30 protein-coding genes are annotated in these 24,893 nt (G+C 72.1%); 17 read left to right on the plus strand and 13 right to left on the minus strand.

The features are described 5' to 3' along the window. Positions 1-7 precede the first annotated feature (7 nt). Together ABH941_RS17020 and ABH941_RS17025 are read right to left on the minus strand one after the other, a co-directional pair. Complete coding sequence (locus ABH941_RS17020; RefSeq protein WP_370130098.1) at positions 8-319, minus strand: DUF3040 domain-containing protein; 312 nt, start codon at positions 317-319, stop codon at positions 8-10. A 124-nt stretch (positions 320-443) separates the two neighbouring features. Continuing rightward, positions 444-821, minus strand: a complete 378-nt coding sequence (locus ABH941_RS17025) for a DUF427 domain-containing protein (protein WP_133995809.1) — start codon at positions 819-821, stop codon at positions 444-446. Positions 822-911: 90 nt separating this feature from the next. On the opposite strand from ABH941_RS17025, the gene ABH941_RS17030 reads away from it, so the two are divergent. The 10 genes from ABH941_RS17030 (at position 912) to ABH941_RS17075 (ending at position 8,723) form a co-directional block, all read left to right on the plus strand. Next, complete coding sequence (locus ABH941_RS17030) at positions 912-1,358, plus strand: PPOX class F420-dependent oxidoreductase (RefSeq protein WP_370130100.1); 447 nt, start codon at positions 912-914, stop codon at positions 1,356-1,358. Between the two features lie 211 nt (positions 1,359-1,569). Beyond that, entirely contained in the window at positions 1,570-2,874 is a 1,305-nt protein-coding gene (locus ABH941_RS17035; RefSeq protein WP_370130101.1) for a lytic murein transglycosylase, read from the plus strand. 48 nt (positions 2,875-2,922) lie between these two features. Next, entirely contained in the window at positions 2,923-3,060 is a 138-nt protein-coding gene (locus tag ABH941_RS17040; RefSeq protein ID WP_370130102.1) for a hypothetical protein, read from the plus strand. Positions 3,061-3,158: 98 nt separating this feature from the next. Further along, positions 3,159-3,374, plus strand: a complete 216-nt coding sequence (locus ABH941_RS17045; RefSeq protein WP_370130103.1) for a DUF1918 domain-containing protein — start codon at positions 3,159-3,161, stop codon at positions 3,372-3,374. 112 nt (positions 3,375-3,486) lie between these two features. After that, positions 3,487-4,764: an MFS transporter gene (locus ABH941_RS17050; RefSeq protein WP_370130104.1), complete on the plus strand. Its 1,278-nt coding sequence runs from the start codon at positions 3,487-3,489 to the stop codon at positions 4,762-4,764. Between the two features lie 36 nt (positions 4,765-4,800). Continuing rightward, on the plus strand, positions 4,801-5,619 hold the full coding sequence (locus ABH941_RS17055; protein WP_370130106.1) for a putative hydro-lyase: 819 nt from the start codon (positions 4,801-4,803) through the stop codon (positions 5,617-5,619). A gap of 49 nt (positions 5,620-5,668) precedes the next feature. Next, positions 5,669-6,463 carry a LamB/YcsF family protein gene (locus tag ABH941_RS17060; protein ID WP_370130107.1) on the plus strand — a complete coding sequence of 265 codons (795 nt, stop codon included), beginning with the start codon at positions 5,669-5,671 and terminating at the stop codon, positions 6,461-6,463. Next, complete coding sequence (locus tag ABH941_RS17065; protein WP_370130108.1) at positions 6,451-7,065, plus strand: allophanate hydrolase subunit 1; 615 nt, start codon at positions 6,451-6,453, stop codon at positions 7,063-7,065. The genes ABH941_RS17060 and ABH941_RS17065 overlap by 13 nt, the downstream gene beginning before the upstream one ends. Further along, positions 7,062-7,988, plus strand: a complete 927-nt coding sequence (locus ABH941_RS17070; protein WP_370130109.1) for a biotin-dependent carboxyltransferase family protein — start codon at positions 7,062-7,064, stop codon at positions 7,986-7,988. The genes ABH941_RS17065 and ABH941_RS17070 overlap by 4 nt, the downstream gene beginning before the upstream one ends. 18 nt (positions 7,989-8,006) lie before the next feature. Then, on the plus strand, positions 8,007-8,723 hold the full coding sequence (locus ABH941_RS17075) for a GntR family transcriptional regulator (protein WP_370130110.1): 717 nt from the start codon (positions 8,007-8,009) through the stop codon (positions 8,721-8,723). 18 nt (positions 8,724-8,741) lie between these two features. On the opposite strand, the gene ABH941_RS17080 is transcribed toward ABH941_RS17075, so the two are convergent. Next, complete coding sequence (locus tag ABH941_RS17080; RefSeq protein WP_370130111.1) at positions 8,742-9,785, minus strand: leucine-rich repeat domain-containing protein; 1,044 nt, start codon at positions 9,783-9,785, stop codon at positions 8,742-8,744. A 159-nt stretch (positions 9,786-9,944) separates the two neighbouring features. On the opposite strand from ABH941_RS17080, the gene ABH941_RS17085 reads away from it, so the two are divergent. Further along, positions 9,945-11,558, plus strand: coding sequence for a sensor histidine kinase (locus ABH941_RS17085; RefSeq protein WP_370130112.1), 1,614 nt, complete (start codon positions 9,945-9,947; stop codon positions 11,556-11,558). Continuing rightward, positions 11,549-12,205: a LuxR C-terminal-related transcriptional regulator gene (locus ABH941_RS17090; protein ID WP_370130113.1), complete on the plus strand. Its 657-nt coding sequence runs from the start codon at positions 11,549-11,551 to the stop codon at positions 12,203-12,205. The genes ABH941_RS17085 and ABH941_RS17090 overlap by 10 nt, the downstream gene beginning before the upstream one ends. A 100-nt stretch (positions 12,206-12,305) precedes the next feature. On the opposite strand, the gene ABH941_RS17095 is transcribed toward ABH941_RS17090, so the two are convergent. Then, complete coding sequence (locus ABH941_RS17095; protein WP_370130114.1) at positions 12,306-12,776, minus strand: MarR family winged helix-turn-helix transcriptional regulator; 471 nt, start codon at positions 12,774-12,776, stop codon at positions 12,306-12,308. A 149-nt stretch (positions 12,777-12,925) separates the two neighbouring features. Between ABH941_RS17095 and ABH941_RS17100 the strand changes: the two genes are divergently transcribed. After that, complete coding sequence (locus ABH941_RS17100; RefSeq protein WP_370130115.1) at positions 12,926-13,894, plus strand: alpha/beta hydrolase; 969 nt, start codon at positions 12,926-12,928, stop codon at positions 13,892-13,894. A 39-nt stretch (positions 13,895-13,933) separates the two neighbouring features. On the opposite strand, the gene ABH941_RS17105 is transcribed toward ABH941_RS17100, so the two are convergent. Continuing rightward, positions 13,934-14,773: a helix-turn-helix transcriptional regulator gene (locus ABH941_RS17105; RefSeq protein WP_370130116.1), complete on the minus strand. Its 840-nt coding sequence runs from the start codon at positions 14,771-14,773 to the stop codon at positions 13,934-13,936. A 192-nt stretch (positions 14,774-14,965) separates the two neighbouring features. Here ABH941_RS17105 and ABH941_RS17110 point away from each other — a divergent pair, with 192 nt between their 5' ends. Then, positions 14,966-15,823, plus strand: a complete 858-nt coding sequence (locus tag ABH941_RS17110; RefSeq protein ID WP_370130117.1) for an SDR family NAD(P)-dependent oxidoreductase — start codon at positions 14,966-14,968, stop codon at positions 15,821-15,823. 10 nt (positions 15,824-15,833) lie between these two features. On the opposite strand, the gene ABH941_RS17115 is transcribed toward ABH941_RS17110, so the two are convergent. From ABH941_RS17115 to ABH941_RS17135, 5 genes are all read right to left on the minus strand, one after another. Next, positions 15,834-16,046: a hypothetical protein gene (locus tag ABH941_RS17115; RefSeq protein ID WP_370130118.1), complete on the minus strand. Its 213-nt coding sequence runs from the start codon at positions 16,044-16,046 to the stop codon at positions 15,834-15,836. Positions 16,047-16,166: 120 nt separating this feature from the next. Next, entirely contained in the window at positions 16,167-16,772 is a 606-nt protein-coding gene (locus ABH941_RS17120; protein ID WP_370130119.1) for a hypothetical protein, read from the minus strand. Between the two features lie 125 nt (positions 16,773-16,897). After that, positions 16,898-17,530 carry a phosphatase PAP2 family protein gene (locus ABH941_RS17125; RefSeq protein WP_370130120.1) on the minus strand — a complete coding sequence of 211 codons (633 nt, stop codon included), beginning with the start codon at positions 17,528-17,530 and terminating at the stop codon, positions 16,898-16,900. Beyond that, positions 17,530-18,510 (minus strand): pyridoxamine 5'-phosphate oxidase family protein, encoded by a 981-nt coding sequence (locus ABH941_RS17130; protein WP_370130121.1) that lies wholly within the window; start codon positions 18,508-18,510, stop codon positions 17,530-17,532. The genes ABH941_RS17125 and ABH941_RS17130 overlap by 1 nt, the downstream gene beginning before the upstream one ends. 3 nt (positions 18,511-18,513) lie before the next feature. Beyond that, on the minus strand, positions 18,514-18,975 hold the full coding sequence (locus ABH941_RS17135) for a VOC family protein (RefSeq protein WP_370130122.1): 462 nt from the start codon (positions 18,973-18,975) through the stop codon (positions 18,514-18,516). Positions 18,976-19,085: 110 nt separating this feature from the next. Between ABH941_RS17135 and ABH941_RS17140 the strand changes: the two genes are divergently transcribed. Beyond that, on the plus strand, positions 19,086-19,610 hold the full coding sequence (locus tag ABH941_RS17140) for a CGNR zinc finger domain-containing protein (RefSeq protein ID WP_370130123.1): 525 nt from the start codon (positions 19,086-19,088) through the stop codon (positions 19,608-19,610). Positions 19,611-19,626: 16 nt separating this feature from the next. Here the strand turns inward: ABH941_RS17140 and ABH941_RS17145 are convergent, their stop codons facing one another. After that, positions 19,627-20,658 carry a LacI family DNA-binding transcriptional regulator gene (locus ABH941_RS17145; RefSeq protein ID WP_370130124.1) on the minus strand — a complete coding sequence of 344 codons (1,032 nt, stop codon included), beginning with the start codon at positions 20,656-20,658 and terminating at the stop codon, positions 19,627-19,629. Between the two features lie 99 nt (positions 20,659-20,757). Here ABH941_RS17145 and ABH941_RS17150 point away from each other — a divergent pair, with 99 nt between their 5' ends. After that, the gene (locus ABH941_RS17150) at positions 20,758-21,639 is read left to right on the plus strand and encodes a TIM barrel protein (protein ID WP_370130125.1); all 882 of its coding nucleotides are present in this window, start codon (positions 20,758-20,760) and stop codon (positions 21,637-21,639) included. 22 nt (positions 21,640-21,661) lie between these two features. On the opposite strand, the gene ABH941_RS17155 is transcribed toward ABH941_RS17150, so the two are convergent. Continuing rightward, a complete protein-coding gene (locus tag ABH941_RS17155) occupies positions 21,662-22,165 on the minus strand; it encodes a 5-deoxy-glucuronate isomerase (RefSeq protein WP_370130126.1) in 504 nt (167 codons plus the stop codon). A 46-nt stretch (positions 22,166-22,211) separates the two neighbouring features. Continuing rightward, positions 22,212-23,213 (minus strand): Gfo/Idh/MocA family protein, encoded by a 1,002-nt coding sequence (locus tag ABH941_RS17160; protein ID WP_370130127.1) that lies wholly within the window; start codon positions 23,211-23,213, stop codon positions 22,212-22,214. A gap of 182 nt (positions 23,214-23,395) precedes the next feature. Between ABH941_RS17160 and ABH941_RS17165 the strand changes: the two genes are divergently transcribed. Next, on the plus strand, positions 23,396-24,826 hold the full coding sequence (locus ABH941_RS17165; RefSeq protein WP_370130128.1) for an extracellular solute-binding protein: 1,431 nt from the start codon (positions 23,396-23,398) through the stop codon (positions 24,824-24,826). Positions 24,827-24,893: the final 67 nt, after the last annotated feature.

Raw genomic sequence — 24,893 nt, forward strand, 5'->3', positions numbered from 1 at the left:
GGCGGACTCAGGACCCGGGCGGGGATCTGCGCAGATGCAGGAACACGCTCCGGGCCAGGAAAAGGGCCGTCACCGCCCACAGCGCCACGCAGACCGGCGCCAGGGCGGCGAGGCCGGTCCGGGCCGCGGCCAGGCTCAGCGCGGTCGCGGCGACGCAGGCCGCCGCGAGCACCACGTCGACCAGGACCGCCCGGTACCAGAGCCCGCGCAGTCCGAGACCGCCGGCCCGCAGGCGCCGGTCCAGGCCGTGGTCGACCGCCAGGTTGCGTTCGATATCCGCCAGGATCCGCCGCTCCCGTTCGGTAAGGGTCTCGTCCATGACCGGCCACCTCCGGCCTGCCGCGCCTCGCCGCACTTTTCTGCTTGTATCCAGTGTCCGCGCTGCGGCCTCGTCCGGCACGGCGGGCCGCGCCAGAGGTAAGGGGTCAGCAGCCCTGCGTTCGTTACGGCAGCTCGGAGATGCTGTCGACCCGGTCCGGGTAGAAGGCGACGTGGTCCTTGATCTCGGCGACGGCCGGGTACGGGGACTCGTAGACCCACACGGCGTCCACCGAGCGCTCGCCGCCGACGGGGATGCTGTAGTAGCCGGCCTCGCCCTTGAAGGGGCAGTAGCTGGCGGTGTCACTGGGCTCCAGCAGCGCGAGATCCACGTCGGCGCGCGGGATGTACTGCACCGCGGGGTACTTCCCCTCGCGCAGGGTCAGCGCGTTGCGGGTGTCGGCGACCGTACGGCCGGCCACCGTGACGACGACCCGGGCCGGGTTGGCCACGACGGTGATCGGATGGCTGGGGCTGGGCTGCAGAACGGGACGGTCGGTCATGGCGGAGGCTTCTCTCTCGGCAGGGGATCCTGTTGATCCCCAACGCTCCCACGGTGGAATCACTTCCCTCCGACGCCGGTTGTTCGAAGCATGACCGAAACCGACCAGACCCAGGACGCCCTGCTCCAACTCCTCGCCCACACCAACGGCGGGGTGTTGGTTACCCTCAAGCGTGACGGAAGGCCGCAGCTTTCCAACGTCACGCACCACTACGACCCCGCGCGTCGCCTCATCCGCGTCTCCATCACCGACGACCGCGCCAAGACCCGCAACCTCCGCCGCGACCCCCGCGCCAGCTACCACGTCACCAGCTCCGACCGCTGGTCCTGGACCGTCGTCGAGGGGACCGCCGAACTGACGCCGGTCGCCGAGGCTCCGGACGACGCCACCGTCGAGGAACTGATCGACCTGTACCGCACCGTGAGCGGCAAGGAGCACCCGGACTGGGACGACTACCGCCGCGCGATGGTCGAGGACCGCCGCCTCGTGCTGAAGCTCCGGGTGGAGCGCGCCTACGGCCAACCCCGGCCAGCCTGAACGGCGCTGCCCGCGAGCCGTTTGAACGTGGTCGGTCGTCCAGGGAGGAGTTGAGTGAATATCACCCCTGGGTCGGGCATCTGGCCGGCCGAGCCGCTAAAGTCCTTGGCTGTACCGGACCAAGGGACGGGCTTCGCGGAAGGGGGTGTGGGGAAACAGTTTCTGACCCAGCGTCACTCCACCTTTCGCGAAGTTGAGGCTTGTCTTCCCCATGCATCCCGAGCTGCCTTCCCACCCGCGCCCGCCACGCCGAGTCTCCCAGCGCCAGCGCCCGGCGGCAGGGCCGGATCCGCGAAGGCGGGCCGCACCGGTCGGCGTCGGCGCGCTGCTGGCCCTGGTGTTCCTGGGCGGTTCCCAGGCTCTCGGGGCCGTGGTGCCCGTATCGCCGAGCCCGCAGCAGGCACCGCCGTTGACGGCCACCGGCGACAGCGCTCCACTGGACCTCGCGCCGCCCCCGGCCGTCTCGGCGACGGCGCAGTTCACCGTGCCCACCCCGGTCGGCACCGCCACCACTGCGGCAGGATCGTCCGCCTCCCCGGTCCGGGCGACGGGGGCCGGTTCGGTCGGAATCCCCGCGGTCGTACTGGCGGCTTACCGTCGTGCCGAGGCGAGTGTCGCCGTCACCACCCCTGGCTGCCACCTCAGCTGGACGCTGCTCGCGGCGATCGGACAGGTCGAGTCCGGGCAGGCCGAGGGCGGTGACGTGAGCGCGAACGGGACCACCCTGCACCCGATCCTCGGACCCCTCCTGGACGGCAGCAGCGGTACCGCAGCGATCCGCGACGCGGGCGGGAACTGGGCCAGAGCGCAGGGGCCGATGCAGTTCCTCCCCTCCACCTGGGCCACGTGGGGTGCGGACGGCAACGGCGACGGCGTCGCCGACCCGAACAACGTCTTCGACGCCGCACTGGCGGCGGGACACTACCTGTGCGCCGGTTCACGCGACCTGAACCAGTCGGGCGATCTTCGCGGGGCGATCCTCAGCTACAACCATTCCGACACCTATGCGAACACCGTGCTGGCCTGGATGAGCTACTACCAGCACAGCGTTGTCACCGGCGTCGCACCGGTCACGCCGTCCGCCACACCCACATCGCCGACCGCGACGGCCACCGCAACGACCGCACCGCCCGCGTCGGCCACCGCTTCGGCCACGCCGTCCGCGACCCCCTCGCGCACCACGTCCACGCCGCGTCCCAGCGCTTCGGCCAGTAGCGGCCGGCCGTCGGCTTCGCCGACTCCGGACCCCAGCGCGAGCACCAGCGGGACTCCGGCGCCGACCGGGACGCCCACACCGTCGGCCACAGCCAGTTCCCCGGCCGGGTGCCCCACCACCGCCACGCCGACAGCCGGGACTCCAACGCCCACGCCAACGCCGACCCCTTCCACTTCGGCGCCGACCACCCCGCCCGCCACAGCGTGCCCCTCGTCCACCCCCACCTCTACGGCGAGCCCCAGCACAGCCGTCCCGACGAACTCCACCGCCGCAGCCTCCAGCACTCCGGCGGTGCAGTAGACCGATCGGGGCCATTCGGGCCAGTGCCCGCTTGGCACCGACGCGCAGGTGCAGGCGTTCTTCGACGCGCTGCGGGCCCACGGCCTGAAGCCCGGCACCCATGTGCTGCTCTGCTTCATCCCCGACGACCAACTCGGCGTGCCGCACGCCTTCCTGGGCATGCACAAGGTCGTGCACCTGCACTGACCCGCCGGCACCGTGATGCGCGCCACTCGCGGCCCGAGGTACATGAGGCGACGATGGAAGAAGGACAGCCGGACGACACATAGCAGGAGGCGGGCACCGTGAAGGTATCGGAGGGCGACAGGCTGCGTTTTCCCGGGCGGCGCGTAGGCATGCCCGACCGCGTGGGTCAGGTGGTGGAGGTGCTGGGAGCCGACGGCGAGCCCCCGTACCTGGTCCAGTTCGAGGACGGGCACCGGGGCGAGGTCTTCCCCGGATCCGACTGCCGGGTCGAGACCCGTGCAGTTTCGTTCAACAATAAGGTGGCAGGCCAGTAGCGCCAGCTGGCGTTAACACAACCGTTTCAGGGCTGCCCCTTGAAGGATCGTTGAACAATCCCTACCTTATGGGGAAGACGCAGGACCCGCTCCCTTCCCCATGAGGTGCGCTATGACCGCAGTCTCCGCCAGACCCCCTCTGACCACCGCCGCCGAGGAAGCCGGGGGCCCGTTCGCCTGGTTCCGCACCCTGGGATCCCAGGGCCGCCGCGCCTTCGTCGGCGCGTTCGGCGGATACGCGCTGGACTCCTACGACTTCCAGGTGCTGCCTCTGGGCATGGTCGCGATCGCGGCGTACTTCCACATCTCCAAGGGGCAGGCGGGGCTGCTGACCACGGTCACCCTGGTCGTCTCCGCACTCGGCGGCGTCTTCTCCGGCATGCTGATCGACCGCGTCGGCCGGGTCCGCACCCTCATGATCACGGTAGCGACGTACGCGGTGTTCACGGTGCTGTGCGGCTTCGCCGTCAACTATCCGATGCTGCTGACGTTCCGCGCCCTGCAAGGACTGGGCTTCGGCGGCGAGTGGGCCGCCGGCGCGATCCTGGTGGCCGAGTACGCGTCGACCCGCTACCGCGGGCGCACCGTCGCCTTCGTCCAGTCCGCCTGGGCGGTCGGCTGGGGACTCGCCGTGATCGTCGCCACCGTGGTGCTCGACCACGTCAGCGGCGGGCTGGCTTGGCGCATCCTGTTCTGGACCGGCGCACTGCCCGGCCTGTTCCTGCTCTACCTGCGCCGTGGTGTCGCCGACGCGCCGCTGACCGAGGAGCAGCGGCAGGCCAGGACCCGGACCCCGGTGTCCGCGGTGTTCCGCGGCGGGCTGCTGCGCACGACCCTCTTCGCCTCGCTGCTCGCCACCGGCGTACAGGGCGGGTACTACACGATCGCCACCTGGCTGCCGACCTACCTCAAGACCGTTCGGCACCTCAGCGTGGTGGGCACCGGCTCGTACCTCTTCCTGCTCATCACCGGAGCCTTCGTCGGATATGTGACCGGCGGCTACGCCACCGACTGGCTCGGGCGGCGCAAGGCGATCGCGTTGTTCGCCGTGCTCAGCGCCGCGATCATCATCGCCTACACGCACATCCCGGCCGGCCAGAACAGTCTGCTGCTCGTCCTGGGCTTCCCGCTCGGGTTCTGTTCCTCCGCCATCTTCAGCGGCTTCGGCTCGTACCTGGCCGAGCTCTATCCGGGCGCGGTGCGCGGCACCGGGCAGGGCTTCACCTACAACGTGGGCCGGGCCGTGGGAGCGTTCTTCCCCACCGCGGTCGGGTTCCAGGCCGGCGGCCACGGCCTTGGCGGTGCCCTGACCTACGGCGCCGTCGGCTACGGCGTCGCCGTCGTGGCCCTGCTCGGCCTGCCCGAGACCCGCGGCAGCGAACTCAGCTGACGTCTCGCCAGTTCCCGTCCTCCAGAAGGAATCCAGATGACCGCGACCACCGGCGTCCCGGATCTGAGCGGCTGCACACCCGCCGAGGCCAGAGCCGCCTTCCGCTCCGGAGCCGCCGTACCGACCTCGGGCGTCGCGCCCGGGTTCGCCCAGGCCAACCTGATCTCGGTACCGCGGGACTACGCCTACGACGTGCTGCTGTTCGCCCAGCGCAACCCCAAGCCCTGCCCGGTGCTGGAGGTCACCGAACCGGGTTCGTGGCACTCGCGGCTGGCGCCCGGCGCGGACCTGCGCACCGACGTCCCGCGCTACCGCGTCTGGCGGGACGGGAGCCCGGAGGGCGGTAGCGCACAGGACGCCGTCCCGGATGTCACGGACGCCTGGCGGGACGATCTGGTGACCTTCCTGATCGGGTGCAGCTTCAGCTTCGAGACCCTGCTGCGCGACGCGGGGGTACCGCTGCGCCACGTCGAACAGGGCACCAACGTCCCCATGTACGTCACCGACCGGCCGTGCGTGCCGGGCGGGCGGCTGCACGGCCCGTTGGTGGTGTCGATGCGCCCGGTGCCCGCGCACCTGGTCGCCAAGGCCGTCCAGATCACCGCCATGATGCCCGCCGTCCACGGCGCCCCGGTCCACGTCGGACACCCCGAGGTGCTCGGCATCCACGACCTGTCCGCCCCCGACTTCGGCGACCCGGTGACGCTCCGGGACGGCGACGTGCCGGTCTTCTGGGCCTGCGGTGTCACCTCCCAGACGGCGGTCATGCAGGCCAAGCCCCCGTTCGCGATCACCCATGCGCCCGGCTACATGTTCGTCACGGACGCCCGGGACGTCGACTACCGCATCGCCTGACCGCCCGCACCCAAGAGCCCGCACCGAACAGCAAGGACGTCGACCCACCATGAAGCATCCGCACCCGGTCATCGACCTCAACTGCGACCTCGGTGAGGGGTACGGCCGTTGGACGCTGGGCGACGATGATGCCCTGCTGTCCGTCGTGACCAGCGCGAACATCGCCTGCGGCTTCCACGCGGGGGACCCGAACACCATGCGGCGCAGCTGCTGGACGGCTGCCGAGAACGGCGTCGCCATCGGCGCCCACGTCGGCTACCGCGATCTCGTCGGCTTCGGCCGGCGACAGTTGGTCATCGATCCGGAGGACCTGATCAACGACGTGGTCTACCAGATCGCCGCGCTGGACGGCTTCGCCCGCCTGGCGGGGAGCCGGGTCGGCTACGTCAAACCGCACGGCGCGCTGTACAACACGGTGGTCGCCGACCCCGTACAGGCGACGGCCCTGGCCGAGGCCGTGCACCGGTACGACCCCGGGCTGGTCCTGCTCGGACTGGCCGGATCCCCAGGACTGTCCCGGGCGCGGGCCAGGGGGCTGGAGAGTGTCGAGGAGGCGTTCGCTGACCGCGCCTACGACCGCGAGGGGCGGTTGGCGCCGCGCGGCCTGCCGGGTGCGGTCATCCACGACGTCGACGTGATCGTGCAGCGCTGCCTCTCCCTGGCGCTCCGCGGCGAGGTCACCGCGATCGACGGCAGCGTCGTGCCGCTGCGGCCCCGCTCGCTGTGCGTCCACGGCGACACCCCCGGGGCGGTGGCCATCGCGCGGGCGGTGCGGGCCTCGCTCCTGGACGCCGGGGTCCTGCTGGCCCCGTTCGCCCCCGAGGAGGCACGATGCGCTTTCTGACCGCCGGCACCCGCGCCGTCCTGGTCGAGCTCGACCGGCTGGAGGAGGTCGGCGGCCTGCACGCGAGCCTCCGCGACAGCCCCCCTCCCGGGGCCGTGGAGTTCGTCCCCGCCGCACGCACCCTGCTGGTCGCCTTCGACCCCGCCGTCACCACGCGCGAGAGCCTCTCGGCCGCGATCGCCGGCCGCCGGGTGTCCACTGCCGAGCCCTCGGACCAGGGGCTGGCGGAGATCCCGGTCGTGTACGACGGGGCCGACCTCGCCGAGGTCGCCCGTGCCACCGGACTGAGCAGCCGCGAGGTCGTCCAGCGGCACACCGCCGGACGGTACAGCGTCGCCTTCGGCGGATTCGCCCCGGGATTCGCCTACCTGGTCGGTCTCGATCCGCTCCTGCTGCTCCCGCGCCGACCCGTCCCCCGGACCCGGGTGGAACCCGGATCGGTGGCCATCGCGGACCGCTTCACCAGCGTCTACCCCCGCGAGTCCCCCGGCGGCTGGCACCTGCTGGGCCGCACCGGAACCGCCATGTGGGACCTGCACCGGGACCCGCCCGCCTTCCTCGCACCCGGCCGCCAGGTGCGCTTCGTCGAGGTGCGGCCGTGATCGAGATCCTCCGCCCGGGACTGCTCACGACCGTCCAGGACCTCGGCCGCCCCGGCCACGCCGCCCTCGGCGTCGGCGCCTCCGGCGCGGCCGACCGCGGCAGCCTGCGGCTGGCCAACCGACTGGTCGCCAACGCCGAATCCGCAGCCGCCCTCGAACTCACCTACGGTTCGCTGACCGTCCGCTTCCACGCACCGGGAACCGTCGCGCTGACCGGGGCGCCGTGCCCGGCCGCCCTGGACGGGCGCATGGTGGGGATGAACGGACCCATCCACGTTCGAACCGGTCAGACGCTCGAGGTCGGCATGCCCGCCGCGGGGCTGCGAACCTACCTGGCCGTGCGCGGCGGCATCGACGTGCCGCCCGTCCTGGGATCCCGTGCCACCGACACCCTCTCCGGCATCGGCCCGATCCTACCGGCCGCCGGCACCCGTCTGCCGATCGGCCGGGCCGTGGACGGGTATCCCGTCGTCGACCTCGCACCGGTGCGCGGCTACCCGGACGAGGCGGTGCTGCGCATCATTCCCGGCCCCCGCGACGACTGGTTCAGTTCCGCTGCGCTGGCCACCCTGTGCTCCGCCCGCTACCAGGTCACCGCCGACAGCAACCGGGTCGGCGCCCGCCTCGACGGCCCACCGCTGCAGCGCTCGATCCACCGCGAGATGCCCTCCGAGGGCATGGTGGCGGGCGCCCTGCAGGTCCCGCCCAACGGGCAGCCCGTCCTCTTCCTGGCTGACCACCCCGTCACCGGCGGCTACCCCGTCATCGCCGTGCTCACCGACCGGGACATCGACCGGGCCGCTCAGCTCCGACCCGGCCAGTCCGTCCGATTCCGTCCCGGCGACCCCGCCCGGGGCAGTGCTTTTGTTCAACGATCCCATGAGAGACTCGGAGGTGAAGCAGTCGGCGGAGCCTCGGGGTGAGGCGGTGAAAGGACACAAGTGAGCACAGGCGCTCCCGGGACGTGGGTCTCCGATCTCGAGAAGGACAAGGACCTGATCGGGCGGAGCAGCACCGCCGAACGCGTGGCCGGCATCCTCCGGAACCGGGTCACCGAGGGGTTCATCCCACCCGGCACCCGGATGTCGGAGGAGGCCATCGGCGAGGCTCTGGGCGTCTCCCGCAACACCCTGCGCGAAGCCTTCCGGCTGCTGGCCCACGAACGCCTGCTCGTGCACGAGTTGAACCGCGGCGTCTTCGTGCGCACCCTCACCAGGGACGACGTGGTCGAGCTGTACCGGCTGCGCCAACTCGTGGAGGGCGCCGCCGTCCGGGAGCTGGCCGGCGCCCCCGACCAGGTGATCGCGGCGATCCGCACAGCCGTCGAGGACGGCGAGCGCGCAGCGTCCGAAGACCGCTGGCCGGACGTCGGAACAGCCAACCTGCAGTTCCACCAAGGGATCGTGCACCTGGCCGGATCCCCGCGGCTGGAGGAGTTCATGCTCCGCATCCACGCCGAACTCCGCCTGGTCTTCCACGTCATGGACAACCCGCGCCGCTTCCACGAGCCCTACCTCGCACGCAACCGCGAACTGCTGGCCGCCCTGGAATCCCGGAACACCCAGCACGCGGAACTGCTCCTCTCCGTCTACCTCGCGGACGCGGAGCGCCAGCTGGTACGCGCCTTCGCCGACGCCGAGCCCCCCGCCGCCGGCTGACGGCCGCCCTCCTGGCCGTCACCTCAGGACGGCACATCCGCGCTCTTCCAACCCGTGCAGCCAGTCCGGCCACGGATCGATGAGGTTCCAGCGCAGGTCGAGCTTCTCCAGAGCCGGGAGGCCGGCCAGGCCGGCGGGCAGGGCGTCGAGCCGGTTGTTCCGCAGGTCCAGATGGGTCAGTGCGGTCAGGCCGACGAGGGACTCCGGCAGTGCGCTCAGCCGGTTGTCCCGCAGGTCCAGTCGGCTGAGGCGATGGAGATTCCCGACGGTCGGCGGAAGCTCGGTCAACTGGTTGTCCATCAGCCGGAGTTCGCGCAGGTCGGCGAGGTTGCCGATGGAGTCGGGCAGGCGGGTGAGCGCATTGTCCATGAGGTGGGCCTCGCGCAGCCCGGCCAGGGCGCCGACCGACTCGGGGAGCGAGGCCAGCCGGTTGTTGTAGAGGCGCAGTTCCCGCAGGCCGACCAGGTCACCGAAGCGAGCCGGGAGGCCGGTGAGCCGGTTGTCGGTGACGTTGAGGTAGCCCAGTCGGGTGAGCCGACACAGGGCTGCTGGTAGCGAGGTGAGTTGATTGTCACTCAGATACAGGTACCGACTGAGACCCGCCAGCCCGCCGATGCTCGCGGGCAGCGATTCGATCCGGTTGTGTCCCAGATCGAGCGTGTGTAGCCTGCTGAGCCGACCGATGGCCTCAGGGATCTCCCGGAGCTGATTGTCCGCCAGATTCAAGGTGAGGAGCCCGCGCAGACCGCCGAGAGTCGCCGGCACCGACGTCAGCCGGTTGCGGTAGAGGCTGAGCAGTTCGAGGTGCGACAACTCCGGCACGACATCCGGGATCGTGGTGAGTCCGTTGCCGTCGAGGCGCAACTCGGCGAGCGACGGCAGTGACTTGAGCTCGCCGGGGAGATCGGAGAGGGCGTTGAAGGACAGGTCGACGCTCCGAAGACCGCCAAGCTCTTCCGGCTTCAGCACCGGAGATACGGCCAGGCCCTGCCCTCTGGCGGACAACCGGGTGATGACCCCGCGTTCGTCCCGGCCGATGCGGGCCCAGCCTGCTGAGGTCATGGCGATCAGCCTAAGGGGGGCTGCCGGAGTAGGTATGTGCCTACCCGGGAAGTAGGCCCCGGTCCATGGCGCCCGCCGGGCCCCGCGCAGCAGCATGATCTCCAGGCCGCGGTTCGCGGCCCCGGAGAAGAGACGAGGGCGGATATGTGGCCGTTTCCGATGCCCGTAGGGGCCTGGCCGCAGGGCGCGATCCTGGGGTTGACCGCGCTCTGCGCGGTGCTGGCCGTCAGGGCGGAGCGGGCGCCGGGCCGCCCGGCGCGCGCCACGGGTCCGGCGAGGTGGCTCGGCTGGCCGGTCGTCGCAGGGCTGCTGGGCATGGCGGCGTACGGAAGTGTGTCGGTACTGCTGGGTGACCTGCAGATTCCCGGTGCGGTCGGCGACTCGGTCATCCTGAGCGTGCCGGACCTGACGCCCCTCGGGGTGCTCCCGGTCGCGCTGCTGCTGACCGGTCTGCTGGCCACCCTGCTGCTCCCCCGGGCGCCCGCGCCCAGGCGGTGGGTACTGTCGGCGATCGCGGTGATGACCGGCGAACTGATGGTGGGGATCAACCAGTTCGCGCATGGGCGGACCCCGCAGCTGGACCTCCTGCCGGCCGCCGCCGGCGTCCTCGTCCTCGCCGCGTTCGCCGGGATCGCACTGCCTCGACCGACGACCGGCGCACCGACACGTCCGGCCGCAACGGACGCGGCGAGGTCCGTGCGATGGGCGCTGCTGCTGCCCGCCGTCATGGTGATGTTCAGCGGCCTGCTCGGCGTCGACCCCTGGGCAGTCTGGCCACCGGGTGCCGGGGTCGGGCATGCGGCAGCTGTCTATCTGGTGGGACTGGCACTCCTGGTGGCCGCCATGGTCGCGGCGGTGCGCCGACCGCGGGCGTCGGCGGACCTGGTGGCCCTGGGACTGGTGGGGATCGGGGCCTACGGCAGCCTCCAAGGCGTGTTCGGAGGCTCCCTGGTGGTGGTGCAGACCTTCGGCTCCGCGCGCTGGCCCATGCCGGGCATCCCCGCTGATGCGGGTAACCACATGGCGGTGCTCGGCGGGATCCAGGGGGTGCTGCTGCTGGCCCTGGGGCTGTGGCTGCTGCCGCTGACCGTACTGCCGGACGCCAGGCGACTGCTCGGGCGGGGAACGGATCCGGTGCTCGCCCGGCGGGTGCAGGTGTTGACCGAGACCCGGACCGAGGCAGTCACCTCCGCGGCCGCGGAGCTGCGCCGGATCGAGCGCGATCTGCACGACGGCGCGCAGGGGCGGCTGGTGGCGATCGGGATGAATCTGAGGTCTGCCGAGGAGCTGATGCTCAGCAGTCCGCAGGAGGCCGCCGCGCTGGTCACCGAGGCCCGGGTCGCGTCGGTGGCGGCGTTGGAGGAACTGCGCGGCCTGGTGAAGGGGATCTGCCCGCCGGTGCTGGCGGACCGGGGCCTGGGCGAGGCGGTCCGGGCGCTGGCGCTGGACCTGCCGCTGCCCTGCGAGACCGAGATCGATCTGCCCGGACGGCTGGACACCCCGGTGGAGTCGGCCTGCTACTTCGCCGTTGCCGAGGTGGTGACCAACGCCGTCAGGCACGCCTCGGCGAGCGGCCTGCGGATCCGGATGGCCCGCACCGGCGGGCTGCTGCGGATCGAGGTGGTCGACGACGGGCTCGGCGGTGCGGACGCCGCCCGGGGCAGCGGGCTGGCCGGGGTGGAGCGACGGCTGGCGGCCTTCGATGGCATCCTGGCGATCAGCAGCCCGCCCGGGGGGCCGACGATCGTGGTCATGGAGGTACCGTGCGCATAGTCGTCGCGGAGGATCTCTTCCTGCTGCGGGAGGGGCTGGTCAGGCTCCTCAAGGCGCACGGGTTCGAGATCGCGGCGGCCACCGACAGTGCGCCGGGCCTGCTCGGCGCACTGCTGGAGTTCCGGCCGGACCTCGCGATCGTGGACATCAGGCTGCCGCCCACGCACACCGACGACGGGCTCCGCGCCGCACTGTCCGCCCGGGAGCGGATCCCCGGGCTGCCGATCCTGCTGCTCTCGCAGTACGTCGAGCAGATCTACGCCCAGGAGCTGCTCGCCGACCAGGCCGGAGGGGTCGGCTACCTGCTCAAGGACCGGGTGTTCAGCGACGGCCAGTTCGTCGACGTGATCCGAACGGTCGCCGGCGGCGGCACGGTCATGGACTCCGAGGTGGTCACCAAGCTGCTGGGCCGCCGCAACCGCAGCGAGCCCCTCTCCCGGCTCTCGGACCGGGAACGCCAGGTGCTCGAACTCATGGCCGAGGGGCGCACCAACAGCGCCATCGCGCACCGGCTCTTCATCAGCGACAAGGCCGTGTCCAAGCACAGCACCAGCATCTTCACCAAGCTGGACCTGGCCCCCTCGGACGACGACAACCGCCGCGTCCTGGCCGTCCTCGCCTACCTGATGTCCGCGACGAGGCGCTGAGCCGCAGGCCGACTGCCCGGCTTCATGCCTCCGCGTCATGCCTCCGCGTCAGGTCTGCGCGTCAGGTCTGCGCGTCAGGTCTGCGCGTCAGGTCTGCGCGTCAGGTCTGCACGGACACGTTGTCGGTCAGCAGCCGCAGAATCCTGCGTACCTCTTCGAAGTCGTGGGGGTTCAGGCCCATCGCGTCGCCGATGGCAGCCGGGACCTGCAGGGCGCGTTCGCGCAGCTCGTGCCCCTGTTCGGTCAGGCTGACCTGGACGGTGCGCTCGTCCTCCGGCAGCCGCTCGCGACGCACCAGGCCGCTCGCCTCCAGGCGCTTGATCAGCGGGGTGAGCGTCCCGTAGTCGAGCTGCAGGGCAGTGCCGATGTCCTTGATCGGCACGGTTCCGTGCTCCCACAGCACCAGCAGGGCCAGGTACTGGGGGTAGGTCAGCCCCAGGGTCTCCAGCAGCGGCCGGTAGCGGTGGGTGACCGCCCTGGACGCCGCATAGAGCGCGAAGCAGAGCTGATCGTCCAGCAGCAGGGAGAAGCCGTCCTCGGCCTCGCGAGGTGCGTCGGCAGCCTTCATCATGGAGAACGGCCCCTTTCCGATCTACGGCCGTTCCAGAGTATCCCATCAGGCGATTACAACTTCAGCGTTTAACTTGTGCACGAGGTAATCGTGCACTAGGTTACCTGTCAGGCGGAGCCCATCGGGCTCTCACTCCGAAGGAGTCGGACATGACCGATTACACGCCCGTCGCACCTGTGCTGGAGCAGGCCGCGGCCGAGTTCGCCGCAGCGACCGCCAACCCGCCCTACCTGTTCGACCTCGGCCCCGTCGAGGGCCGCAAGGCCGTCGACGAGGTCCAGTCCGCCGACATCCCCGAGCCTGCCGCGGACGAGGAGTGGATCACCGTCGCCGGTGGGCCCACCGGCTCCGTCCGGGCCCGGATCGTCAAGCCCGTCGGAACGTCCGGCAGCCTCCCTGTGATCCTCTACATCCACGGCGCGGGCTGGGTGTTCGGCAACGCCCACACCCACGACCGTCTGGTGCGCGAACTCGCCGTCGGCGCCGGGGCCGCGGTGGTCTTCCCCGAGTACGACCTCTCCCCGGAGGCCCGCTACCCGGTGGCCATCGAGCAGAACTACGCCGTCGCCCGCTGGATCGTCACCGACGGCGCCGCCAAGGGCCTGGACAGTGCCCGGATCGCGGTCGCGGGCGACAGCGTCGGCGGCAACATGGCCGCCGCACTGACCCTGATGGCCAAGGAGCGCGGCGACGTTCCCCTGGTCCAGCAGGTGCTGTTCTACCCGGTCACCGACGCCGGCTTCGACACCGGCTCGTACCACCAGTTCGCCGAGGGCTACTTCCTGCGCCGCGACGCCATGCAGTGGTTCTGGGACCAGTACACGACCGACCCCGCCCAGCGCGCCGAGATCACCGCCAGCCCGCTGCGCGCCACCACCGAGCAGCTCGCCGGACTGCCCGCGGCGCTGGTCGTCACCGGCGAGGCCGACGTGCTGCGCGACGAGGGCGAGGCCTACGCCAACAAGCTCCGCCAGGCCGGCGTCCCGGTCACCGCCGTCCGCTACCAGGGCATCATCCACGACTTCGTCATGCTCAACGCCCTGCGCGGCACCCACGCCGCCGAGGCCGCGATCACCGAGGCCGTCACCGCCTTGCGCGGCGCCTTCGGAACGCGCTGATCCCGCGACGGCCGGGGGCCTTGCTCGCTCGGGGCGGGGTCAGCGGGTGAGGGCCTGGGCGCCCAGGACCGCCAGCAGGGCGAGCTTGTCGTGGCTCTCGCTGCCGGGGGTGGCGGTGAGGACCAGGAGGGAGTGGGTCCGGTCCGGGTCGAGCAGGAGCTGGCAGTGCAGGTCGATGCGGCCGACCTCGGGATGGATGAACCGCTTCTGCTCGGTGAACCGCAGTCCGACCTGGCGGCCGCTCCAGAGCTCGGCGAACTCCTCGCTCAGACCGGTCAGGGTGCGGGCCAGCTCCGCGGCCGGCGACTGCGGACCCTGCTGGGCCGCTGCGGTGCGCAGTTGGGCGACCTGGACCCGGCTGTGGTGGGGGTGGTCCTCGACGGGGTAGAGGCGACGGGCGACGGGGTCGGTGAACCAGCGGTGGACCGCGCTGCGGGCGGGGCCGGTGTGCCGGGTCTCGTCGCCGAACAGCGCGACGGCGGGACCGGTCTGGGCGAGGGTCTCCCCCACCGCTCCCATGATCTGCGCGGGGGTGTCCTGCAGCCTGTCCAGCACCCGCATGAGTCCGGGGCTGACGTGCTGGGCGCGCAGGGCCCGGCGCGGGGCGCTGTGGCCGGCGAGCAGGAACAGGTGGTCGCGTTCGTCCAGGGACAGTCTCAGGCCGCGGGCGAGGGCAGCCGTCATCTGCTCGGAGGGCTGCGGGCCGGATCCGCGTTCGAGCCGGGCGTAGTAGTCCGCCGACATGCCGGACAACTCGGCGACGTCCTCACGTCGCAGCCCTGCGGTACGCCGACGGGCGCGGCTGGGCAGGCCGACGTCCTCGGGCTGCAGGGCTTCGCGCCGGGTGCGCAGGAAGCGTCCGAGCTCGTCCGTGTCCATGTCCGTCTCCGCTCCCGTTCGGGTGGCGACCCGGTGCTGGTGGCGCCGCCGGATCCACTATCGGCGGGTGTCCGGTCCGTTAGCCACTGTCCGGCATTCAGCGGCTCGGCGGTTCCTGGTTGCCTCCCCGGGCCGGGCGTCTACTCGGGTACACCGCCAGCGCGGCGGACGAGCGGGATCAAGGAGAACCTCATGGCGAAGTGGACCGCGGCCGATCTTCCGGACCTGTCGGGCCGGACGGTGGTCGTCACCGGCGCGTCCGGCGGGATCGGCCTGATCACCGCGCGGGAGCTGGCGCGGGCCGGGGCCCGGGTGGTGCTCGCGGTGCGCGACGTCGCGAAGGCCGAGGCCGCGCTGGCTGGGATCGCCGGCCACGCGGAGGTGCGGCGCCTGGACGTGTCGAGCCTGGACTCGGTGCGCTCGTTCGCCGACGGCTGGACCGGGGAGCTGGACGTGCTGGTCAACAACGCGGGTGTGATGGACATCCCGCTCACCCGAACGCCGGACGGGCTGGATCTGCAGACCGCGACCAACTACTTCGGGCCGTACACGCTGACGCGGCTGCTGCTGCCGCACATCACCGACCGGATCGTGCACATCGCCTCACAGCTGCACCGGATGGGTCACGCCCGGCCGGACGACCTCAACTGGGAGCAGCGGCCCTACCGGCAGCTGGACGCCTACAGCGACTCCAAGCTCGACCTGATGCTGTTCTCGCTGGAGCTGCAGCGGCGGCTGACGACCGCCGGCAGCGCGGTGCGGTCCATGGTGGCGCACCCCGGGATCGCCACCACGACCCTGGCGAGCCATTCCGGGTCCAACCGGATCAACAGAATGCGCTTCCTCCTCAACGACCCCGAGCACGGTGCGCTGCCGACCCTGTTCGCCGCGACGCAGAACCTGCCGGGCAACTCCTACGTCGGCCCGGACGGCCCGGGCGGCGTCAAGGGCCACCCGAAGCTGGGCAGACCCTCCCGCGCCGCCCGCGACAGCGGGACGGCGGCCGAGCTCTGGCGCGCCACCGCGGCACTCACGGGGCTGCCGGACTGACGCGGACTGCTCAGGGGACCTGGCGGAGATAGAGCGCCCCGCAGGTGTGGCAGAACTTCTCCCTGGTGTGGCCCCAGGCCTCGTCCGAGACCTTCTCCGCAGCGGGGTCGAGCCGGACCCCGCACAGGGCGGTGGTGCCGTTGTCCCGGATCATGTGCCACTGGACGATCGGTCCCGCGGTCCCCCCGCCCGCGTACTCGGCCATCATTTCGTAGATGCCCATGACGCTCTTCTCCTCGACAGGCGGGCCCTCCGGAGACGAACGGCTCCGCTCATACCTCTCTGATACCCCTGTGCCCCGCGAACACCACCCGTTGACCGCCGTTTCCGGTCCGGACGGCACTTACGGGCGCAGCCCCACCTGCTTCAGACCGACCCGGCAGAGGTCGTCGATCGTGGCCTCGTCGCCGCGTCGCCAGGCGTCCGCGAGACCCCCGGCCGGGATCTCGACCGCGGCCAGGTCACGCAGCGGGCCGGTGAGCGCCCTGAGCGCGAACAGGTCGGCGCCGCCGGGGCCGTCGAGGAGTCGGCGCGCCTTGACCGTTCCACGCACCCAGCGCAGTCTCGGCGGCAGCCACAGCAGCAGCACGATCAGGACCGGCAGCACGATCAGCACGAGCGCCACCAGAAACGCCAGGTGCCCGACCGAGTGCTGCACCGACTCCCCGGCGTTCGCCAGACCGCTGCCGGCCCCGGCCGCCGACAGCAGCGGCCGCTTCAGAGTGTCCCCCACCAGCGGCACCCTCGCCGCCGCGTTGCCCGCGTCGGTGAGGCCCCCGGCGAGCTGGTCGCCCGCGCTCTGGGCCGCCCGCCCCGGACCGGCCAGCAGCATGATCGCGTCATGGACCAGCAGGGCGAACCACACCGACACCGCGATCACGGCCAGGGCCAGGAGGTCGGCCACCACCTGTCGGGTCCTGCGTGCGGGGACCTGTGCATAGATTCTCATGGTGTGTTCCCGTTCCGCCCAGGGATGTCAACGGTCACTGCTACGCCTACTCTGACGCCGGCACGGCACCGGCCGGGTCGCGCAACGCCAGCCGCTTCTGAAGCCCGATCAGATGCCGTTCCGTCCTAGCGTGCCGCCCAGAAGACCGTGCCCGCGACCACCGAGCCGAGCACGGCGCCTGCCAGGCACTGAGCGCGAGTGTGGTCGCGCAGGACGACGCGTGACCACGCCACCACCGCCACGACGGCGTAGCCGAGCAGCGCCCACGCGCCGAAGGCCACCGTCAGCATGGCGACGGCGCCCCCACCGGCGCTGGTGTGGAGTGAGATCTTCCACCGGGTGGTGATGACGGTCACCGGAATCATCGTCGCGAACTGGCCCAGGATCATCGCCGTCAGCGGACGCGGAGCGCCGCCGAAATACATCAGGGCCAGCCCGACGCCCACCGACAGCATGATCAACGGCAGGATGACCACCCGCCTGGCCCGGTCGCGGACGTACCGATCGGTCACCCGGCCGCGGCGCAGCCCGGCGGTGATGCCCAGTTGCGGAAGCACCCCGGAGAACAGCGCACCGACCAGTCCCCAGGCGGCACCTGACAGGCCGTAACGCATCGCGCCGAAGCCCACCATGATCACAAGAATGATGTTCATGGGGTCCACGGCCCGGGTCACGAACCGGGCCCAGACTGGGGCGTCCGGCCTCGGGCCGGTCGGCGCGGATGCGCTCGCCGTGTCGGTGAGCGGGGTCTGCGTCATCAGCTCGGGCTCCTCGTGGCCAGGGGGTGCCCGGGCACGCTAGCGCATCCCCGCGTCCGAGGCGACGGGGTGGGTCCGGACCAGGGCGCCGGTGACCGGGGTGTCGGCGACGGGTTGGCGGGCGAGTACTGCGGCTCGCTCCAGCGCAGGGGCAGCGCGCCGGGCAGTTCGACCGCCGCCGTCAGCTCGAAGGTGACCGATCGTTCCTGCCAGTCGGTCCGGGCCTCACCGGTGAGCAGCAGGAGGTCGCCTGTCTCCCAGTCGGGGAGGACGAGCCCGGCGCGCGGGTTCAGTTCCAGGTTGCCCAGCGTCATGTAGGCGCCGTTGCCCGGGTACTCGCGCCAGCGCAGCGCCGTGGGCGAAAGGGTCTCGACGAAGCCGGGGTTGCCGCCCCGGTGCGAGGCGTCGGCCCGCCCATCGCGGTCCGCGGTGGCGAGGAAGAACGTGTCGGCCGTGCCGACGACGATCCGCTGAGCCGTCGTCAGCTCGCTGCCCCGGCGTGCCGGTCCTGGGAGAGGGGCCTGAGCGTCCCGGACCGGGTGGCGCTTCTGGATGTACTTGGGGCAGTTGGAGAAGACCTGCTCGGCATGGAGGACAAACCCCAGGTCACCTCCCCGCGCAGTGCCGTTGACACGCATCCGCCGCCGCGTGGCCGGTTCGAGTGCGATCGTGCCCACCCGCACGGCCGGCCCGCCCAGCGCCTCGCGCAGCGGATCGTCCGGGTGCGGCACAGCGGCGACGCTCACCGTCCGCTCGTCGGGGACGGAGATGAAATCCGGCTCACCGGCGAGCGCCGTCGCCCACATCCGCCCGGCTCCGTCGGCCGCGCCGACGACCAGCAGCTGACGCTGTGCCAGGAAGCTCGCGGCCACCGCCGGGACTGTGTCGCGAAAGCTGCGCCCGAGGTGATCGGCCCGTTCCGTCTCGCCGGCGAGCGCCTGCGCGGCGCGCTCGCCGCGGTGGTAGCCCACGACAGCCATGGTCTAGAAGAAGCCGCAGGTGGGGGCGTCGGCAAAGGGGGCCTTGCCTTCATCCGCGACGCCGCTGCTGGTGAAGACCTCCAGCCGGGTGCCGTCCGGGTCGCTGAAGAAGACACCGCCGGAGTCGCGGCCCTCCCCGTGCGGGACCACGCCGTCGTACTGGAAGGTCGCGCCGCGCTCCTTCAACGCCCACTCCGCCTCGCGCACCTCCGCCACGGTGTCGACCTCGAACGCGAGGTGGTGCAGCCCGGCCCGGTCGCGCTCGTGCGCCCCGGCGGCCTGCTGCCAGACGGTGAGCACCAGCGTCCCTTCCTTGCCGAGCTGGGCGACGCGGCGCTCGGGCGCGGTGCCCGGGGCCGAGCCGCCGAGAACCTGCAGGCCGAGGACATCGCGGTAGAACGCGACCGAGCGGTCCAGATCGGTGACGTTGATGCCGACGTGTCCGGTACGGAGGGAGGCGGGCATGGCAGGGCTCCTGTTCCGAAGGCGATACTCTAACCGTTCAATGGGACCATAACGGTTAGCTATCATGGCATGCAACCGTTCCAAGGAACCTGAACAGTTAGACTCGTCGCATGGACGCCCTCGTCGACCCCCGGCCGCTCCGCGGCGAACCGCTGTCGCTGGACCTGCTGAACACCCGCTGGCACGACGACCAGCTCTTCGATCGGCCCGACGGCCTCGCCGTCTGGCTCGCGTCCAACGACCTGACCGGCCGCGCCCCCGCCGACCGGGCCACGCTCGCAGCGCTTCTGGAGACCCGCGCCGCGTTGCTGGCCCTCCGCGCGGACCCTCACGACGTCACCGCACTGAACGCCGTGCTGGCCCGCGGCCGGGTGCGGCGCACCCTGGGCGCCGACGGCCTGCCGCACCACGAACCCGAGGTCGCCGACCCGTCCTGGCTGCCGGCCTGGCTGGCCGCCGACGACTACCTGGACCTGCTCGCGCGCGGGCCGCAGCGGATCCGCGAATGCGCGCACGGGCGCTGCATCCTCACCTTCTTCGACACCTCGCAGAACGGCCGCCGCCGCTGGTGCTCCATGTCCGCCTGCGGCAACCGCGCCAAGGCGGCCCGTCACTACGCCCAGCAGAAGAGCTGAGGCTCGGGTCTGCCGCTTATGCGGACGCCGGCGGACGGGCCGTGGTGCCGCGAACGACCAACTGGGGCCGCAGCAGCACCTCGCGGTCGGCCACCGGCTCGCCGTCGAGTCGGGCGATGGCCCGCTGCACCGCCAACGCCGCCAGTGTGCCGGTGTCCTGACTGACCGTCGTCAGCCGCAGGTAGGGCAGCCGGGCGATCTGGCTGTCGTCGTAACCGACGACGGACAGCGTGTCCGGAACGGCGATCCCCCTGCGGGCGAAGACGTCCAACAGCCCTACGGCGCTGCGGTCGTTGTAGCTGATGACCGCCTCCGGCAGGCCCTGGTCGGCCAGTTGGTCCGCCGCCGCCGCACCGTCCTCCTCCCGCTCGCCGGCGGCGACCGTCCGGGCCTGGTCGCCGAGCCCGCGGGACTTCATCGCCGCGCGGTATCCGTTGCGCCGGACCGCCGCGCCGGGGGCCCGGCCGCCGTCCACATGCACGATGCGGCGGTGCCCGAGATCGGCCAGGTGGTCGACCGCGATCCGCATCCCGTGGGCGTCCGCCGCCCGAACCACATCGACCGCCGGATGGGTGGACGGCTGGCCGACGACGACCACCGTCACCTGATCGGCCAGGGCTCCGAGCGCGGCCCGCGGCACCAGCGCGCCGACCAGGACCACCGCCTCGCAGCGGTACGACAACAGCGCGTCCACGGCCTGCCTCGGCGAACGCGTGCCGGTGATCGCGCTCAGCACCACCTGGTAGCCGTGCGGCTCCGCCGCCGCGTAGACGCCCTCGGCGACGTCGGCGTGGAACGGGTTGTTGAGCGCCAGGGTGACGCCGAGCAGGCGGGTCCTGCGGCCCGCGAGCAGGCGGGCGCGCCCGTCCGGCCGGTACCCCATCTCCTCCGCGGCGGCGAGGACCCGCTGCCGCGTCGCCTGGCTGGCGCCGGCCACGTCGCGCATCACGATGGAGACCAGCGCCCGGGACACTCCCACCCGGGCCGCCACGTCCTCCAGCGTCGGCGCTCGCCCGGCCCGGGGCGGCCGGGTCGGTTCCTGCGGCATCTGACGCCTTCCCACTGCTTCCCAGAGCATTGACTGCGGCGGCCGAGTCTACGATAGTTGCCAGATCTAGAGCGCTCTAGTCGAAGCCGAGGAGCCAGGATGAACCACACGACGCCGATCCGCGACCGTATCGCCGGCGCCCCCATCTCCTGGGGGGTCTGCGAGGCCCCGGGCTGGGGCCACGAGATCGCCCCCGCGCGGGTGCTGGGCGAGATGCGCGAGCTCGGGCTCCGCGCCACCGAGCTCGGCCCGACCGGCTACCTCGGCGCGCGCCCGCAGGACGTCCGCGAGCAGCTGGCCCGCCACGACCTGCGCCTGATCGGCGGCTTCCTGCCGGTGCCGCTGCACATCGACCCGGCGCTGGACCTCACCGAGGCCGTCGACGCGATCACCACCCTCGCCGAGGGCGGCTCCGAGGTGGTCGTCCTCGCCGCACGGTCCGCGGACGGCAGTTACGACCGCAAGGTGCCCCTGTCCGACCAGGAGTGGCCGGTGCTGCTCGGCAACATCGCCCGCCTGCAGACGGTGATCCGGGACCACGGCATGACGCCGACCCTGCACCCGCACGTCGGGACGGCGATCGAGGACCGCGCCTCCGTGCTGCGCCTGCTCGACGAGAGCGACATCGCCCTCTGCCTGGACACCGGCCACCTGCTCATCGGCGGGACGGACCCGCTGGAGCTGCTGGAGCGGGCCGCCGACCGCGTCGCGCACGTGCACCTCAAGGACGTCGACACCGCCGTGGCGAAGACGGTCTCGGCCGGGGACAGCGACTACATGGGAGCGGTGCGCGAGGGGCTCTACACCCCGCTCGGCTCCGGCGACCTGGACATTCCCGCGATCGTCGGCGCGCTGGAGAGCGCCGGCTACCAGGGCTGGTACGTGCTGGAGCAGGACTGCGCCCTGCACGGCGAGCCCGAGCCCGGCGCGGGTCCGGTCCTCGACGTCCGGCGCAGCATCGACTTCCTCGCGGAACTCTGACGGTCCCTCCCCTGGGCGGTCGTCAACCGGACAGGTCCGTCATCTCCCGTTCCTTTCGCCGGCCACCCGTCCGCCGGCCGAGGTGACCGGGCGTGCCGAAGTTGGTCACCTGCCGGGTGGCCGGTCCGGCGCCGCGCACCTCGACCGGCACATCCTCGGCCGGACCGTAGGCGGCCGGCCTGCGGGTGGAGCACCTGGCCGACGGGACGGCCACCTCGGCACGGCCGGTGGAGGTGAGCGTCACCAGGCAGTCCCGTCCCGCGTAGGCGAAATCGGTCACCCTGCTGAACACCGAGTCGCGCCCGGTCAGCTCGAACTCGGCCTCGGGCGCACCGTCGGCCGCGGCCACCCGCACCGTCAGGGCTCCGCCGGAGAGCGGCAGCAGGAACACCTCCGCGTCGCCGGTCTCCACGGTCTGCGGGATGCCCGGCGCCAGCTGGAGCAGACGGAGACCCGCCCAGTGCCAGCCCGCGTCCTCGGGCGTGATCGTGGTCGCGAGACCCGACGCGGGGAGGTACCGGGTCACGCGTGCGCCCTCCCGGTCACGGCACGCGGCACCTTCGCGGCGGCGGTCATCGGTAGAGCTCCGGCCGGTCGAGCAGGGACACGGTCTGCGGCAGGCCGCTGTCCAGCGCGCGGACGCCCGCGGCGGCGACCGCGGTGGCGGCATAGCCGTCCCAGGCCGACGCTCCGCGCACCGGGTCCCCGGTGGCGACGCCGTCGACCCAGTCCTGCAGCTCGCGGCGGTAGGCCTCGGCGAACCGGGGGCGCCAGTCGGCCGGCACGTCCCGGGAGCGCCGACCGGCGCTTCGCCGCACCGTCGGCGCGGGCGAGTCCAGCAGGACCGTGCCCGCTTCGGCGACCAGTTCGCAGCGCACCTCGTAGCCGTAGCCGGCGGTGACGAAGACCTCCACGTCGATCAGGACGCCCTCGGCGGAGGAGAACACCAGGAACAGCGGGTCCTGGGTGCCGCCGGAACGCGCCGAGGCACGCGGGCGGTGCACCGTGACGGTGTCGATCTCGTCCCGCAGCAGCCAGCGGGCGATGTCGATCTCGTGCACCGCCGAGCCCGTGATCAGCATGGCGGTGGGTGTGCCGCCGGGGCCGGCGTTGCGGTGAACGCAGTGCATCGCCAGTGGCCGGCCGATGTCTCCGCCGTCCACCGTGGCCTTGATGTCCAGGTAGCCGGGGTCGTAGCGGCGCATGAAGCCGACGGTGACCAGCCGCCGGCCTGCCTCCTGCTCGGCGTCGAGAATGCGCAGGCAGCCGTCCAGGTCCGCCGCGAGGGGCTTCTCGCAGAGGACGGGCTTTCCCGCGGCGAGGCAGGCCAGCACGAACTGCTCATGGGTCGGGTCGGAGGAGGCGATCAGCACGGCGTCCACACGGTCGTCCGCGATCAACTGCAGCGGGTCGTCGAAGACCCGGGCCCCGTAGGCCTTGGCGACCGTGCGGGCCTGTTCGGCGTCGAAGTCCGCGACCGCGGTGACCTCGCTCCCCGAGACGACCCGGCTCAGCAGCCGGGCGTGTTCGGCGCCCATCACCCCGACGCCGATCACGCCGATCCGGACTGGCATGGCTACTCCTCGCTGATCCCCTGGACGATCTTCCGGGCATTCGCCCACGACAGCAGTTCGAGTGACAATAATGGCAAATAAGTGCCCGCGGAAGTGCCGTCCCACCGCCGCCCCTGCGTCCGCCCGCCCGCCTGTCCTACGCTGCCACCTGGCGAGCCCCGCCCCAGCGACCGAGGAGACCGATGCCGCCGCTCCAACCGACAGCGCTGTTCCACCAGCTCAAGGCACGCCTGCTGGAGGACATCCGCAACGGGCGGTACGGCCCCGACGGCCGGCTCCCCACCGAGCACGAGCTCTGCGAGCTGTACGGGCTCAGCCGCACTCCGGTGACCCGGGCCCTGTCCGAGCTGGCCCAGGAGGGGGTGGTGCTGCGGCACCGGCGGCGCGGGACCTTCGTCAATCCGCAGTGGCTGGCGGGCAGCGGTGAGACCCCGCGACTGCGTGTGCTCGCCACCGGCACCACCGGCCCCGACCAGCTGAGACGCGCGGCCGGCGACTGGGCGCAGCTCGACCTGGAGACGGTGGAGTTCCCCGAGCTGCACGGCGCGTTCCTGCGTGCCGTCGCGGAGGGCCGCGGCCCCGACCTGGCGGTGCTCGACTCGGTCTGGGTGCCCGAGTTCGCCCGCGCCGGGTTCCTCACCCCGCTGACCGACCTCGACCCGGACTGGATCAGGGACGAGCACGACACCGACTTCCTCCAGCCCTTCCGCGACGCCTACCGCTTCGGCGGCGCGCTGGTCGCCGTCCAGGCCCCGTCCGACGTCACCGGCCTGTGGTACCGCCGGGACTCGCTCGCGCGCCTGGGCGCCGATCCGCCCAGGACCTGGCGCGAGCTGCACGCCCTCGGCCGGCGCCTCGCAGAGGACTGCACCGGCGACGCCCATGCGCTGGCCCTGCCCGGGGGCCGGGCCGCCGCCGAGACCACGACCTACGCCCTGCTGGCGCTGCTGGCCGCCAACGGCGCCGGTGCCGTGCTGCGTGACGACGCCGTGGTGCTGGACAGCCCGGCGGCCGTGGAGACCATGCGCTTCCTGCGCCGCCTGGTGGACGAGGGCGTGGTCTCCCCCGAGGTCGTCGGCCACACCAAGGACGAGGCGGTGCGACTGCTGGCGCAGGGCCGGGCCGACCTGTGCGTCGGCGCCAGCTACCAGGCCGGCGACCTCGCCGAGGAGTCCGGGCTGCCGCTGGCCAGGGTGCACGAGCGCTTCGGCTTCGCGCCGATGCCGCGCGGACCGCACGGACGCTCGTCGGCGCTGTGCGGAGGCATGGCCTACCTGGTGCCGCGTCAGGCGACGTATCCGCAGCAGGCGATGCGGTTGCTACGGGCCGCCGTCGAGCCGAACGCCCTGGTCCGGACCTGTCTGCTGACCGGACAGCTGCCGCCGCGCCGCTCGGCCCTGGACGCCGTTTCGGCGGTCTCGCCCTTCCACGCCGAGACCGCGCCGCTGCTGGCCGGAGCGGTGCTCCGGCCCTCGACCCCGGTGTACGCGCTGGTGTCGACGCGCCTGCAGACGCTCGCCGAGGACGTGATCACCCGGCGACTCGGCCCAGCGCCCGCGGTCGCCCGGGCCGGCGACACCATCAGCGTGATCACGGGACTGCCCGAGCGCTGAGAGCAGATCTTGACATGCGGGCAGGTCGCCCTGCACATTTGCCATCTCTGAATGGCAAATGCTGAGA

The sequence above is a fragment of the Streptacidiphilus sp. EB103A genome (assembly GCF_041261405.1).
Classification (GTDB): Bacteria; Actinomycetota; Actinomycetes; order Streptomycetales; family Streptomycetaceae; genus Streptacidiphilus.

What these genes read in the sequence shown, in the direction of transcription:
- ABH941_RS17020 (WP_370130098.1), bottom strand. Translation starts at nt 319, where the DNA reads ATGGACGAGACCCTTACCGAACGGGAGCGGCGGATCCTGGCGGATATC.
- ABH941_RS17025 (WP_133995809.1), bottom strand. Translation starts at nt 821, where the DNA reads ATGACCGACCGTCCCGTTCTGCAGCCCAGCCCCAGCCATCCGATCACC.
- ABH941_RS17030 (WP_370130100.1), top strand. Translation starts at nt 912, where the DNA reads ATGACCGAAACCGACCAGACCCAGGACGCCCTGCTCCAACTCCTCGCC.
- ABH941_RS17035 (WP_370130101.1), top strand. Translation starts at nt 1,570, where the DNA reads ATGCATCCCGAGCTGCCTTCCCACCCGCGCCCGCCACGCCGAGTCTCC.
- ABH941_RS17050 (WP_370130104.1), top strand. Translation starts at nt 3,487, where the DNA reads ATGACCGCAGTCTCCGCCAGACCCCCTCTGACCACCGCCGCCGAGGAA.
- ABH941_RS17055 (WP_370130106.1), top strand. Translation starts at nt 4,801, where the DNA reads ATGACCGCGACCACCGGCGTCCCGGATCTGAGCGGCTGCACACCCGCC.
- ABH941_RS17060 (WP_370130107.1), top strand. Translation starts at nt 5,669, where the DNA reads ATGAAGCATCCGCACCCGGTCATCGACCTCAACTGCGACCTCGGTGAG.
- ABH941_RS17065 (WP_370130108.1), top strand. Translation starts at nt 6,451, where the DNA reads ATGCGCTTTCTGACCGCCGGCACCCGCGCCGTCCTGGTCGAGCTCGAC.
- ABH941_RS17080 (WP_370130111.1), bottom strand. Translation starts at nt 9,785, where the DNA reads ATGACCTCAGCAGGCTGGGCCCGCATCGGCCGGGACGAACGCGGGGTC.
- ABH941_RS17085 (WP_370130112.1), top strand. Translation starts at nt 9,945, where the DNA reads ATGCCCGTAGGGGCCTGGCCGCAGGGCGCGATCCTGGGGTTGACCGCG.
- ABH941_RS17095 (WP_370130114.1), bottom strand. Translation starts at nt 12,776, where the DNA reads ATGATGAAGGCTGCCGACGCACCTCGCGAGGCCGAGGACGGCTTCTCC.
- ABH941_RS17100 (WP_370130115.1), top strand. Translation starts at nt 12,926, where the DNA reads ATGACCGATTACACGCCCGTCGCACCTGTGCTGGAGCAGGCCGCGGCC.
- ABH941_RS17105 (WP_370130116.1), bottom strand. Translation starts at nt 14,773, where the DNA reads ATGGACACGGACGAGCTCGGACGCTTCCTGCGCACCCGGCGCGAAGCC.
- ABH941_RS17110 (WP_370130117.1), top strand. Translation starts at nt 14,966, where the DNA reads ATGGCGAAGTGGACCGCGGCCGATCTTCCGGACCTGTCGGGCCGGACG.
- ABH941_RS17115 (WP_370130118.1), bottom strand. Translation starts at nt 16,046, where the DNA reads ATGGGCATCTACGAAATGATGGCCGAGTACGCGGGCGGGGGGACCGCG.
- ABH941_RS17120 (WP_370130119.1), bottom strand. Translation starts at nt 16,772, where the DNA reads ATGAGAATCTATGCACAGGTCCCCGCACGCAGGACCCGACAGGTGGTG.
- ABH941_RS17125 (WP_370130120.1), bottom strand. Translation starts at nt 17,530, where the DNA reads ATGACGCAGACCCCGCTCACCGACACGGCGAGCGCATCCGCGCCGACC.
- ABH941_RS17130 (WP_370130121.1), bottom strand. Translation starts at nt 18,510, where the DNA reads ATGGCTGTCGTGGGCTACCACCGCGGCGAGCGCGCCGCGCAGGCGCTC.
- ABH941_RS17135 (WP_370130122.1), bottom strand. Translation starts at nt 18,975, where the DNA reads ATGCCCGCCTCCCTCCGTACCGGACACGTCGGCATCAACGTCACCGAT.
- ABH941_RS17140 (WP_370130123.1), top strand. Translation starts at nt 19,086, where the DNA reads ATGGACGCCCTCGTCGACCCCCGGCCGCTCCGCGGCGAACCGCTGTCG.
- ABH941_RS17145 (WP_370130124.1), bottom strand. Translation starts at nt 20,658, where the DNA reads ATGCCGCAGGAACCGACCCGGCCGCCCCGGGCCGGGCGAGCGCCGACG.
- ABH941_RS17150 (WP_370130125.1), top strand. Translation starts at nt 20,758, where the DNA reads ATGAACCACACGACGCCGATCCGCGACCGTATCGCCGGCGCCCCCATC.
- ABH941_RS17160 (WP_370130127.1), bottom strand. Translation starts at nt 23,213, where the DNA reads ATGCCAGTCCGGATCGGCGTGATCGGCGTCGGGGTGATGGGCGCCGAA.
- ABH941_RS17165 (WP_370130128.1), top strand. Translation starts at nt 23,396, where the DNA reads ATGCCGCCGCTCCAACCGACAGCGCTGTTCCACCAGCTCAAGGCACGC.